The organism is Arthrobacter sp. Z1-15 (genome assembly GCF_054792395.1).
This window is the reverse complement of sequence record NZ_CP096454.1, coordinates 982,444-994,499: the sequence shown is the minus strand read 5'-3', so window position 1 is coordinate 994,499 and position 12,056 is coordinate 982,444. Positions and strand designations below refer to the sequence as shown.

Annotated in this window: 10 protein-coding genes; 2 read left to right on the top strand and 8 right to left on the bottom strand. The window is 68.1% G+C overall.

Annotated elements, in window-relative coordinates:
- Positions 1-35: 35 nt before the first annotated feature.
- Entirely contained in the window at positions 36-1,031 is a 996-nt protein-coding gene (locus tag M1D40_RS04665) for a stage II sporulation protein M (protein WP_461170366.1), read from the bottom strand.
- 64 nt (positions 1,032-1,095) lie between these two features.
- Between M1D40_RS04665 and M1D40_RS04660 the strand changes: the two genes are divergently transcribed.
- Positions 1,096-1,899 carry an RDD family protein gene (locus M1D40_RS04660; protein ID WP_461170365.1) on the top strand — a complete coding sequence of 268 codons (804 nt, stop codon included), beginning with the start codon at positions 1,096-1,098 and terminating at the stop codon, positions 1,897-1,899.
- Positions 1,900-1,928: 29 nt separating this feature from the next.
- Here the strand turns inward: M1D40_RS04660 and M1D40_RS04655 are convergent, their stop codons facing one another.
- The 4 genes from M1D40_RS04655 to M1D40_RS04640 all read right to left on the bottom strand — a co-directional run bounded on the left by M1D40_RS04655 (position 1,929) and on the right by M1D40_RS04640 (position 5,497).
- Positions 1,929-3,185 (bottom strand): L,D-transpeptidase, encoded by a 1,257-nt coding sequence (locus M1D40_RS04655; RefSeq protein WP_461170364.1) that lies wholly within the window; start codon positions 3,183-3,185, stop codon positions 1,929-1,931.
- Between the two features lie 142 nt (positions 3,186-3,327).
- Entirely contained in the window at positions 3,328-4,806 is a 1,479-nt protein-coding gene (gene ahcY, locus M1D40_RS04650; protein WP_461170363.1) for an adenosylhomocysteinase, read from the bottom strand.
- Between the two features lie 8 nt (positions 4,807-4,814).
- Complete coding sequence (locus M1D40_RS04645) at positions 4,815-5,021, bottom strand: hypothetical protein (protein WP_341393975.1); 207 nt, start codon at positions 5,019-5,021, stop codon at positions 4,815-4,817.
- 95 nt (positions 5,022-5,116) lie between these two features.
- On the bottom strand, positions 5,117-5,497 hold the full coding sequence (locus M1D40_RS04640) for a DUF3499 domain-containing protein (RefSeq protein ID WP_461170362.1): 381 nt from the start codon (positions 5,495-5,497) through the stop codon (positions 5,117-5,119).
- Positions 5,498-5,604: 107 nt separating this feature from the next.
- Here M1D40_RS04640 and M1D40_RS04635 point away from each other — a divergent pair, with 107 nt between their 5' ends.
- Entirely contained in the window at positions 5,605-6,117 is a 513-nt protein-coding gene (locus tag M1D40_RS04635; RefSeq protein WP_341393977.1) for a metallopeptidase family protein, read from the top strand.
- A gap of 29 nt (positions 6,118-6,146) precedes the next feature.
- Here the strand turns inward: M1D40_RS04635 and M1D40_RS04630 are convergent, their stop codons facing one another.
- The 3 genes from M1D40_RS04630 to M1D40_RS04620 form a co-directional block, all read right to left on the bottom strand.
- Complete coding sequence (locus M1D40_RS04630; RefSeq protein WP_461170361.1) at positions 6,147-7,793, bottom strand: DUF5719 family protein; 1,647 nt, start codon at positions 7,791-7,793, stop codon at positions 6,147-6,149.
- Positions 7,793-11,302 (bottom strand): glycosyltransferase family 2 protein, encoded by a 3,510-nt coding sequence (locus M1D40_RS04625; protein WP_461171002.1) that lies wholly within the window; start codon positions 11,300-11,302, stop codon positions 7,793-7,795. Before M1D40_RS04625 ends, M1D40_RS04630 begins: the two co-directional genes overlap by 1 nt.
- 77 nt (positions 11,303-11,379) lie before the next feature.
- Complete coding sequence (locus tag M1D40_RS04620) at positions 11,380-11,916, bottom strand: WhiB family transcriptional regulator (protein WP_341393979.1); 537 nt, start codon at positions 11,914-11,916, stop codon at positions 11,380-11,382.
- Positions 11,917-12,056: the final 140 nt, after the last annotated feature.

Genomic DNA, 12,056 nt, shown 5'->3' with positions numbered 1-12,056 from the left:
GGCTGCCGCCGGAGGGCTTCCGCAGTCGGTTCGATTCACGCAGTCCGCAGCGCATCCCCGCTGTCGCGCCGGGACAGGTCGCCGCGGTGCCCCTCCCGGTAGGCCCGCCCGCCCAGGACCAGCGTGTAGGCCCAGTAGGCGCCGAAGAGCGCCGCACCGATCGTCATCCGCAGCCAGGTGGGCAGCGGCGAGGGGGTGACAAAACCCTCCACGAGACCGGACAGGAACAGCACGATCACCAGGCCCAGCGCCACGGTGAACAGCGACCGGCCCTCGGCGGCGACGGCGGTTGACCGGGTTTGCCGGCCGGGCGCCACCCACGCCCAGAAGATCCGCAGTCCGGCAGCCACGGCTATGAACACGGCCGTCAGCTCCATGAGGCCGTGCGGCAGGATGTAGCTGAAGAAGACGTCCAACTCACCGTAGGCGGCCATCGTTCCGCCTGCTATCCCCACGTTCAGGGCATTCTGGTAAAGGACATACGGCCCCCAGATCCCGGTGATCCCGAAGGCAACGGACTGAAGGGCGATCCAGGCATTGTTGGTCCACACCTGGCCCGCAAAAGAGGCGGCGGGGTTCTCGGAGTAGTAGGCAGCGAAGTCCCGCTCCACGTATTCCCGGACCTGCGCATCCGATCCAAGCGCCGCGGAGATGACTCCGGGCGTGGACGCCGCCCACATGCCGGCGAGCCAGGCCGTGAGAATAAAGGCTGCTCCCACGGCAAGGGTCAACCAGCGGAGCCGGTAAAAGCCCGCCGGAAGGGCAATTACGAAGAAGGACACCAGGTCCTCGAGGAAGTTCGAGCGGGCACCGGTGAAGCGCGTCCTGGCACGGGAGAGCCGCATGGACAGAGCCGCGGACAGGGCACCTTCGGGGGCCACCGACCGGATGGTGGACAGATGGGCGGAGGTGCGCCGGTACAACCGCAGCAGCTCGTCAGCCTCCTCGCCGCTGAGCCGGCGGCGCGCTGAAAGTTCGTCCAGGCGCTGCCAGTCCGGAGCGTGCACTGCGCTGAAGGCATCCATATCCACGACTACACCCTAACGCTGGGTACAGTGGAGTTCCCACCACGAATTGCCGCTGCGAGGAGTACGTGTGAGTTCGATCGTCACCGGAGAAGCCGTTGTCCTTGAGCTGCGCCCGGCCTCGTTCGCGGCACGCGCCCTGAGTTCCATCATCGACGTCGCCGCCCAGCTCGTGGTGCTTTTCGGGCTGCTGGTGCTTTTCGGGAGGACCCTCGGGCAATCCGTGGATCCTGCGCTCGGCACCGCCCTCATCCTGGCGATCGTTGTCCTGGTCATGATCGCCGCGCCGGTGGCGGTGGAAACCCTGACCCGCGGCAAGTCCCTGGGGCGCCTGGCCATGGGCCTGCGGATTGTGCGCGACGACGGCGGTGCGGTGCGCTTCCGCCACTGTTTGATCCGCGGCATGACAGCCGTCCTCGAGATCTACCTGACCTTCGGATCGCTGGCTTTTGTGGTGGCGATGTTCAATGAGAAGTCCAAGCGCATCGGCGACCTGATGGCCGGGACCTATGCACTGCGGGAACGCATTTCCGCGGCGCCCCTCCCGCAGGTCGTCGTGCCGCCGTCGCTGCGCACGTGGGCGGGACTGGCAGACCTGGGCCGGCTGCCGGATGCGCTGTCCCGCCGGGTCTCGCGCTTCCTGACCCAGAGCGCCCGGCTCTCGCCGCAGTCACGCAGTACGCTGGCCGCCGAACTGGCAACTGAAGTGTCGGCCTATGTCTCCCCGCAGCCGCCGGCCGGCACCTTTCCCGAAGATTTCCTCTGCGCCGTCACCGCCGAACGCCGGGACCGCGACTATGTGTCGCTCTCCCGGCAGCGCGAACGCACCGAACAGCTGGGCCGGCGGCTGCACCGCCTTCCGTTCAGCCGGTAAGCCGAACAACCTGCCAGCCGAACAGTGCCCTACTGCTTGGGCTGGCTAACCCACTCCGCCCACGGCACGTTCCAATCACCGAAACCGTCCCAGACGTACATCGGCCCGTAGCCGGTGTTCAGGACCTGGACTACGTCGCCGGCGTCGAAGTTGTCGTAAATGTACTTGGCGCCTTCGGGGCTCATGCCGATGCAGCCGTGGGACACGTTCGCCACGCCCAGCACCGGCTGGGCGGACGGCAGGGCCTCGTGGATGAAGGCTCCTCCGTTGGAAATCCGGGAAGCATTCTTGGCGGTGACGGGTTCGTAATAGTGCTCGTCCCCGGGTTTCAGTCCCAGCGACTCCGCCTTGAACGGAATGGTCTGATGCTGGTCCATGATCACGTGGTAGCCGATGGTGGACGGCCAGTCCTCGGTGCCCAGCGTGACGGGGAAAGTGCGGGTCAGCACGCCGTCGATGTAGACGCGCATCATCTTGTCCGCGTTGTCGACAACGGCCAGCCGTGTGTTGTGCGTGGTAAAGGTTGCGGTTTCGTTGAAGTTGCCGATCATCCCGTTGCCGAAATCCACCCCGAAGAGCTGCATGTCAACGGTGATGGTGCTCTGCGGCGCCCAGAATTCCTCGGCGCGGTAGCGGACCTGGGTGTCGCTGATCCAGTAGAAGGCACCCACCTGTCCGGAGCTGGACGTGATCTTGATGGATGCTTCGACTTCCGCCTTGTTCAGCACCGGTTCGCTGAACCGCAGTTCGATCGGCTGCCCGATGCCCACAGTGGTTGCGGACGCCGGATACATGACGGCGTTGGCTTCGTTGGCCGGCGTAACAGTGGTGAACCTGCGGGTTTCGGTGCTGGTTTCTCCGTTGGCGTCGGCCAGCGTGTAGGTCAGCTTGTACGGCGTGTTAAAGGCCAGCGGTGCTGCCGCCGTCCACACGGTTTTATCGGCGCTGATTTCCCCGGGAACCGGCTCGCCTCCCGCATCGGGCATCAGCTCCGCCGATTTCACCGTCCCCTCCTGCACGGTGATCACGGGAAGCGACGCAGGGTTCACCTCAACGGCGTCCGCGTCGGGGGTGACAACGGCAACAGGCTTGGGAACGGAGGGCTTATCGGCGGCGGCCGACTTCGAAGAAGAGGCCGAAGACCCGCTTCCGGACTGGCCGGCCTGGCTTTCGCCGTCGAGCCAGGACGACGACGTCACTGCAGCGGCGCCGCCACCGATCAGAACGACTCCGGCCACGGCGGAACCGATGATCCAGCCCCTGCGGCTTTTTTTACCCTGTGCCATAACTGCTAACCAATGCTTCCCGGTACTCGCGACCAAATGCGGAGCTACCATGCCCCCCGCGACATTGTACGGCACCCAGGTACGAGCGGCGGCTCCGGGCCGCTGCCCCGGAGCCGCCGCGGAAGGGGGCTGGCTTGCGGATTTAGTAGCGGTAGTGCTCCGGCTTGTACGGTCCGGCAACGTCAACGCCGAGGTATTCGGCCTGGTTCTTGGTCAGTTCAGTCAGCTCGACGCCGAGGGCATCCAGGTGCAGCCGGGCCACTTTCTCATCCAGGACCTTGGGCAGCACGTAGACCTGGTTGGCGTAGCCGCCTTCCTCCACCGATTTGCCGTGCTTGGTGAACAGCTCGATCTGCGCGATGGTCTGGTTCGCGAAGGAGTTGGACATGACAAACGAGGGGTGGCCCGTGGCGTTGCCCAGGTTCAGCAGCCGCCCCTCGGAGAGCACAATGATGCTGCGCTGTTCCGCGGTGCCCTCGTCGAAGATCCACTCGTGCACCTGGGGCTTGATCTCCACCTTGCGGATGCCCGGGGTCTTGGCGAGGCCGGCCATGTCGATTTCGTTGTCGAAGTGCCCCACGTTGCCCACGATCGCCTGGTGCTTCATCCGGGCCATGTGCTCGGCCATGATGATGTCCTTGTTGCCCGTGGTGGTGATGAAGAGGTCGCCCTGTCCGAGCACCGATTCCAGCCTGGCCACCTGGTAGCCGTCCATTGCGGCCTGCAGGGCGCAGATGGGGTCGATTTCGGTGACGATCACCCGGGCGCCCTGTCCGCGGAGCGCTTCCGCCGCGCCCTTGCCGACGTCGCCGTAGCCGCAGACCACGGCCACCTTGCCGCCGATCAGCGTGTCCGTGGCCCGGTTCAGGCCGTCGGGCAGGGAATGCCGGATGCCGTACCTGTTGTCGAACTTTGACTTCGTCACCGAGTCATTGACGTTGATGGCCGGGAAGAGCAGCTGGCCCTCCGCTGCGAGCTGGTACAGCCGCAGCACGCCGGTGGTGGTTTCCTCGGTGACGCCGCGGATGCCCTTGGCGATTTCGGTCCATTTGCCGGGCGTTTCAGCCAGGGACCGGCGCAGGACGTCCAGGATGACCGTGTATTCGTAGGAGTATCCCGGGTCCCCCTCCTCCGGGTTCTCCGGCACGGCACCCGCAGCCTCAAACTCGACGCCCTTGTGCAGCAGCATGGTGGCGTCGCCGCCGTCGTCAAGAATCATGTTCGGCCCGCCGGAGCCTTCCGGCCAGGAGAGAATCTGCTGCGCGGTCCACCAGTACTCCTCCAGGGACTCGTTCTTCCAGGCGAACACGGGCACGCCGGCCGGTTCCTCAGGGGTTCCGCCGCCGACGACGACGGCGGCAGCTGCCTCGTCCTGGGTGGAGAAGATATTGCAGGAGGCCCAGCGGACCTCGGCGCCCAGGGCGGTGAGGGTTTCAATCAGCACGGCCGTCTGCACGGTCATGTGCAGCGATCCGGCGATGCGGGCGCCCTTGAGCGGCTGGCTGGGACCGTATTCGCGGCGCAGTGCCATCAGTCCGGGCATTTCATGCTCGGCCAGGCGGATCTGGTGGCGTCCGGCTTCAGCCAGGGACAGGTCGGCTACTTTGAAATCGAAGCTCACGGGAATCCTCAGTTCGAAGTGGCGGGAACGGAGTCGGAAGCAGCTGATGCCGAGGGCGCCAGCAGAACCGGAATTCCCTCGTCCAGAACATAGCGGACCCGGCGGCCGGCGGCGTCAGGAGCGGTCGAGACCAGCTCGCCGTCCACCTCTTCCAGCGGAGAACCCGTTACGGGGCAGCGCAGAACCGCCATCAGGTCGGCAGTGAGTGTGGCCATGGATTGCAGCACTTCCTTGGATACGTCGATGCCGTGCTCGGTATACGCGGCGCAGGCCCCCAGACTATCCCTTCCGCCTACCGGTTTCGCGGTGCCTAGACCTCTTCGCGGAGCACGCGCAGGTGTGCGCGCCGTGCCCCGGGAGTCTCCGCCGGGGCTTCCAGCGCGTGTTTGCCGGTGCGTTTGGGTGTTTCCGCTGCAGGTGCCTCGGCCGCTTCCCGCACGGCATCCACGAGGGCGGACAGATCGTCGCGGCTCGGGGTCCGGGGCTGGCCCGAAAGGTTCAGCCGGACCACTTCCCATCCCAGGGGCACGGTCAGGCGGGCCGCGTGGGCGCTGCACAAATCGTAACAATGGGGTTCGGCGTAGGTTGCCAGCGGTCCCAGCACCGCGGTGGAATCGGCATAGACGTATGTCAGGGTGGCGACAGCCGCCTGTCGGCACGCTGATCTGGAGCACAGTCTTAAGGAATCCACGGATGACCACTTTACCCGGCACAGCCGCCGGGGAACGGCAGGCTCGCCGAAAGACCGCCACCTGAAAACAGTGCACGCACGGGGGCTGAAGCGGTTACAGTTCTTATATGTCCAGCGGACCAACTCTGAGGGTGGATCTCGGCCCCGACGACGGCTTTGGCTCTGCGTCGGCCGGCACCGGCCGGCGGCGCCCCTTTCACCGGCGGCGCCGCAACCGGCACGGGCGCGGCTTGCGCGGCGAACTCATTCCCGCCCACCTGGCCGGATTCCGGTCCCGTTCGGAACGGTTTGACGCCTGGGTCCTGGAGTCGGCGCAGCGCCTGGAACGGCTGTGGGGCGAGGACATCCAGACCTACCAGTTTGTCGTCCAGGACATTCCCCCGGGCCTTGAGGAACTGGCCGCAACGGGCGGGCACCTGCCCTTCGGTGCCGGCGCTCCGGCCGAGGGCCCCCGCCCCGCGGTGATCACCGTGTACCGCCATCCGGTGGAGGCTGCGGCGCGCGGCCTGGTACCGGTCAGCGAACTGATCCACGACGTCGTCGTGGAACAGCTGGCCACCCTGATGGGCATGGATCCGGAAACCGTCGACCCCACCTACGGACGTTTCCGCCCGCTGTAAAGAGCCGGCGAACCGGAGCGGCGGAGCGGCTAGTAGCCCAGGGCCACCGGAACGCTCAGGCCTCCGACGTTCCCCTTGGGCAGCGGCAGCACCGACACCCCGGGTCCGGCGGCCGCAGTGACCACCTGGGCGCCGTAAACGGCATCGCCGGTGGTGCTGATCAGCACCGCAGCCAGGCCCGACCCGACGCCGGTGGCCGGCACGTTGACCGTTGTGCCGGCGGCCACTGACACCACCTGCTCTTCCTGCAGGGCGCCGTCCTTGCCGATCCCGGTTAGGCGAACTTCGGCATCGCCGGACGGAGCGGCAAAGGAGAGCACGGAGTTGGCGTTCGGCAGCACCGCCAGGTGTTCGCTGCCCAGCCGCTCACCCGAGGGCGCGACGGCGATGTCAACCGGTGCGTCCACCTCGCTCCCCCGGCTGGAGACTACGCCGGAGACCACCGAGACGTCGGCGGTCACCTCCACGGTGTAGGTTCCTTCAGCCAGATCGGGCAGGGGCAGCTGGCCCACGCTTCCGGCCGGGACGGTGAAGACTCCGCCGCCCGGTATCGCTGCTTCGCCCTCCGGGCCGAGGACTTTGACCGAAACGACGGCGTTGGTGCTGCCCGGAACCGCCACGTGCACGGCCGGCGTCGCGAACTCAAATCCGCGCTGCGCCGCCACCTTCTTGGTTGCGGCGGGATCCTGGATGCGCACGCCGCTGATCACCTGCTGGGGGGAAGCGGCAGCTGCCGGCTGAAGCAGCTCCACGCCCCCGGGAGTGAGCCCGCGCAGGATGCTCTGCTGCACCAGGGCGGTGACCGGCCCGCCGGAGCTGCGCACATGAACCGCTGCCGACGGTTCGTTGGCGGCCAGCCCGGCCATGACGATCGATTTGGTTTCGCCCGGAGGAACCAGGATTCCCCGGGTGCCCGTGCCCTCGACCCTTCCCTTGGAGCCGAAGACTTCCAGGTCAACCGTGGCTGCGCTCTCTGACGGGTTGGTCAGCCGCAGTACGGCAGTGGCACCCACCGTGGTGCGCACCCCGGCAATCCACATGTCGTTGCCCGGCGCCTGGCAGTTCGCGGCAGCGACGCCCGAAAGGTCTCCGTCAGCGGCGGCAAAGGTGACAACGGCGTTCGCTGTGGCCTGCAGGGTGCCGGCGGGCTCGGCGCTCAGCACGCTGACATCGGAAACATCGAGGTGGCTGACGATGCCGGCGCTGCGCACCCCGGCGAGCGGAGCTGCGTCCGGATCATCTTCGGCAATGGTTTTGAGTTCAGTGGCGCCGTCCGCCCGGAGCAGCGAGGACACGGGCACCGGGTTGCCGGGCCCGCTGAGGACCGCGGCGCTCAGCGACGTCCGTGCCGACGCGGATACCGGGCTGAACTGCGGATCCGTTCCGGCCACGTCGCCGGAGAGCAGCCGCAGCGGTTCGGGACAGACCGCGGTCAGCGGGCCGGCGGGAACTTCGGCCGCGGCAACGTCCACGGTCCTGCCGGCGGTTCCCGCCTCCACCACCTGCGACCCGGCCACCACTGCCGCGGCCGCGGCAAGGACCAGAACGCCGGCGGCGGCCGTGGCGGCCCGCTGCCGCCTCTTCTGCCGCCGGGACCGGGTTTCCGCCCGGCCCGACGGCGCCGGCTGGACCTTGGACGCCTTCGCTCCGTTGCTGCCCGAATCCTTGCGGCTCATCAGCGCATCCCTTCCGTCGCGCCGGATTCTCCGGAGGCGTTCACTCTGTTGTCTTCCGGCTTGGGCCGGATATCTTCGGCCACCGTTCGGTGAACGGGCTGCTCCAACGGTGCTGCCGGCGTTGTTCCGGCCGGCGTTGTGTCCGCCGGCGTTGCTCCCTCCGGCGTTGCCCCTTCCGGCTCCGAACGGACCGATCCCTGCCGGCCCGGCAGCCGGACGGGTCCGGTGCGCTTCCGCGTCGGCAGAGCCAGCAGCACGGTCAAGGCGATCACCAGGACCTGCAGTGTGCCCACCCAGGGTTCCCACCCGGTGGTGTAGCCGATTTCCAGCTCTCCTCCCCCGGCCGGAAGCTCAAAGGCCTGCGCCCAGCCGTCCGCCGTCGCCTGCAGGGGCGAACCGTTCAGGCTTGCCCGCCACCCGGGATCGGAGCGTTCGGCGAGTACCAGCAGCCGGCCTTCATCTCCGGCCGGGATGGACCCGCGGACATCGGTGCGCCCGGACGGGACCACTGCCTCCACGGTGCCGTCAGCCGCCATGATGCGGACCCGGCCGGTCAGCTCCGAAGAGTTTTCGGTTCCCTGTTCGTCAAGCTGTCCGGCAACCCGCCAGAGCCAGCCGGATTCCGTCTGCCCCACCGGGGTCAGCCCGGGAACCGAATCCATTTTCCCGGCGAGCAGCTCGGCCGAGGTATCGGACTCCTGCAGGACAACGTAGCCAACCCCGAGACGGGACAGCTCTCCGCGCGGATCCACGCCGGTTCCGGCCGTGATGACGGCGACGGCGCGGCGCAGGTCTGCGGCGGCGTCGTCGTCGGCCGCGAGCTCCTCGCCGTTAACCGGCCCGGTGACCGCACGGGCTGCATAGATGGCGGACATGCTGTCCAGCGTGGTGCCGCCGTTGCGCATCAAAGCTGCCGTCACGTCGTCGTTGGCGTCGGTATGCAGCAGCAGCGTCCTGATGCGTTCGTCGCTGCCGCCCTTGTCCGCGGCGGTGGCGGGAAGGGTACGCTCCGCCGCCGGACCCACCAGGAACCCGGTGCCGTTAGCCCCGGCAACTGCTTCGCCGGAGCCTGCCAGCGGGATGGTCCACAGGGCCAGGCTCGCCGCGGGGCCAAGTGCAAGGAGAATTCCCAGCAGCACGGTGACCGGACGCGCTGTCCGGCTGCCCGGTGTGCGGGAATCGCGGGCGGCAGAGGTGACGCCGGACGTGCCGGTGCTGCCGTCGGCGGACCGGCACGCCGTTTTCCGGCGCGCCAGCAGGGTGTCCCCTGCCAGCAGGGCCGCGCACAGCTGCAGGAACACCGCAGCTGAAACCAGCGGGCCGGGGAACGGCGTTACCAGTGCATCGGGTGCGGCCCCCGTTGCCACAAAGGCAGATCCCCAGCTCAGGAGAAGAGCTCCAATGCTCAGGATCCAGGCCAGCCGCGCCGGTGCGGCGCGGGGACCGGCAAAAAGTGCGGAGGCGGCCAGAGCCACGACGGGAGCTCCGATGACCAGGGCAAGAACCAGCGGCCAGGGTCCCGCGGGCAGAAATTCCACGGCAGGGAGGGAGCCGTGGATGTCAAAGGCGGCCGGGAACCCCAGAAGCTGCTGCCAGAGCGCAGCGGGATCGAAGGCCAGGGGAACTCCGGGATCGGCAGCCAGCGCGCGGGGGCGCCCCAGAGTGGAGATCACCAGGGGAAGCAGCAGCGCTGCGGACGGCAGCAGCGACCACCAGAGCGTCCGCGCACGCCGGTGCAGCCGGACGGACAGCAGCAGCACGGCCGCAGCGGCCAGGATGAAGAGCACGGGTGCGCAGGCTGTAAGGACCGCCAGCAGCAGTCCCGCGGCGGCGGCCGCCGCCCAGCTGGGCACGCCGCCGGTGCCCGGGGACAGGGTGCGCGGCGCAGCGGGCAGGCGTTCAGCGGGTCGTCCCGCGCTTTCGGTACCGGGGCGTCCGGCTCCTACGGCGCGCAGCACGGCCAGCACGAACAGCGGCAGCAGGATGTGCGCAATCAGTGCGCCGAGGCGGCCGTCGCCCAGCGCCACCTGCAGCGCCGGCGCAGCGCCCCAGAACATGGCGGCCCAGAAACGCAGTCCCCGGTGCCGGGTCAGTGCCCCGGAAGCGAACCAGGCGCTGAGCCCCGCCAGCGGCATTGCCGTCACCATCAGAGTCACCACTGCTGTGTTGGTGTTGCCCAGCCCGGCGGCCCCGAGCAGCCACAGTACGTAGTCGAACGGATCTCCGTGGCCGGGGTAACCGGTTCCAAGCTCGATCCACCAGGACGAGGCATTGGACCAGATTTCTCCCAGCCGTCCGGACAACGGCAGCAGCGCGCCGCCGGCAAGGGCCGGCGCGCCGACAAACCGGTGCAGGGCGATCAGCGATGCCGCCAGGAGCGCCAGCACTGCCGCTACGGCGCCAACGCCTACCCAGGCACGGGAAGGAGCAGCCAGGGAGGCAAAGTCATCGTTGGAATCACCGCTGGGCTCGAAGGAACCGGCGTCGCTGCTCGCGCCCATCAGGCCGGCGGTCTCCGAGGCGTCCGAACCCGCCCGCTCCCGCGCCGGATAGTCCGCCGGTTCGGATTCGAAAAGGGAGCGGCGGTGTTCGCGCACTTCGCGGGGCCCCGTACGCAGGGCATGAACCGCACTGCGCGGGCGGGTCCGGGTGGCCGCAGCGGCGCGGCGGGAGCGGTACAGGTCCAGCGGGCGCAGCACGCCGCCGATGCTCGCGGTAAGGGAGGCCAGCGCATAGCCGGGGTCCTTGGCGAGCATGCCCAGGAAGAACCGGCCGAAACCGCCCAGCACGGCGCCGACCATCAGGAAGGGCACCTGCCACAGGGGAGCATGTTTGAGGCGCAGGAAAATTTCGGCCCGGCGCAAGGCGCGGGCGGAGGCAGCGGTGTTGGGCCTGCTGCCGGCGTGGCGGACCTTCGCGGCCGGGACAACAACAACGCGGTGTCCGGCGAGCCGGTTGCGCCAGCACAAATCAATGTCATCACCGGTGCCGGGCAGGGCCGGGTCAAAACCGCCCAGTGCCTCCCACACATCGCGGCGCACGAGCATGCCGGCTGAGTTCACGGCAAATATGTCGCTGCGCGCGTCGTACTGGCCCTGGTCAAGCTCATCGGCGTCAATCAGGGTGACGCGTTCGGCCCACCGGCTGATCGAGACGCCAACGTCCACGAGCAGCCGGCCGTTCTCCCAGTCAACCTGCTTGGTGCCGGCGATCGTGACCGAGGGCGCACGCTCCACTGCCAGCAGCAGCTCCTCCAGGGCCTGCGGCGCGGGGGCGGAGTCATCGTGGAGCAGCCACAGCCAGTCCACGGTTCCGTCCGCGGGTGCCGGTGCGGCTTCAGCGATTGCGGCCAGACCGGCTAGGACGGCGGTGCCGAAACCTGCTTTTGCCGGTGCGGTCACCACCGGGCTGCCGGCGGGCAGGAACTGCCGCAGAAGATCAGCGGAACTGTCTGCGGAGCCGGCGTCGACGCCGATGCAGACGTCTGCCGGCCGGGTTTGTCCGGCCAGCGCGGTTAAAGTTTGGGGAAGGTACTGTGCGCCGTTGTGGGCAACAACAACGGCACAAACACGAACGTGCGAAGGAATTAGACTGCCTGCTTCCGAAGCCGGCGGCGTTCGCGCTCCGACAGTCCGCCCCAGATGCCAAACCGCTCATCGTTGGCGAGGGCGTATTCCAGGCACTGGGAGCGAACGTTGCAGGCCGCGCAGACTTTCTTGGCGTCGCGGGTGGAGCCGCCCTTTTCCGGGAAGAAGGCCTCCGGGTCCGTCTGGGCGCACAGTGCGTCCGACTGCCAGCCGAGCTCGCCGTCGTCGTAGTCGTCACTGAGCCCGGGCAGGCCGATCCAGACGGGCCGGGTGTCCTTCTCCGCGGGAGCCGGGAACAGGGCGACGGGCGGATCGAGGAGGAGTTCCTCGTCCTCCGTGTCCGGAGCCAGTGCTTCGTGGGCGGCCAGGAACGCGGTGGCCTGGTCTTCCAGTCCGGCGGCGTCGCGGCGGTAGCGCTCGGCGGCCCCGGGGTCAGCCGGATCCACGTACCAGTCCACGGGCACGCCCCGAGAGCCGTAGCTGGCGGATGCCTGCGCGGCGATGGACTGATCGTGCGTGTATTCTGCCTGCCCCATGGAAGACCTCCCGGTGTTTTTGTCCCTGCAGCGGATCTTTGAGCCCTGCCAGGCACAATCAGCCTGCTTGGAATGCATCTTGGTGGTGGATTGCTGGAACAAATCCGATACCTAATTACACGCGTGTAATACGATGCCGT

Bases quoted from the DNA above. Each gene is read 5' to 3' on its own strand.
- M1D40_RS04655 (WP_461170364.1), bottom strand. From the start codon at position 3,185: ATGGCACAGGGTAAAAAAAGCCGCAGGGGCTGGATCATCGGTTCCGCC.
- M1D40_RS04635 (WP_341393977.1), top strand. From the start codon at position 5,605: ATGTCCAGCGGACCAACTCTGAGGGTGGATCTCGGCCCCGACGACGGC.
- M1D40_RS04645 (WP_341393975.1), bottom strand. From the start codon at position 5,021: ATGGCCACACTCACTGCCGACCTGATGGCGGTTCTGCGCTGCCCCGTA.
- M1D40_RS04620 (WP_341393979.1), bottom strand. From the start codon at position 11,916: ATGGGGCAGGCAGAATACACGCACGATCAGTCCATCGCCGCGCAGGCA.
- M1D40_RS04630 (WP_461170361.1), bottom strand. From the start codon at position 7,793: ATGAGCCGCAAGGATTCGGGCAGCAACGGAGCGAAGGCGTCCAAGGTC.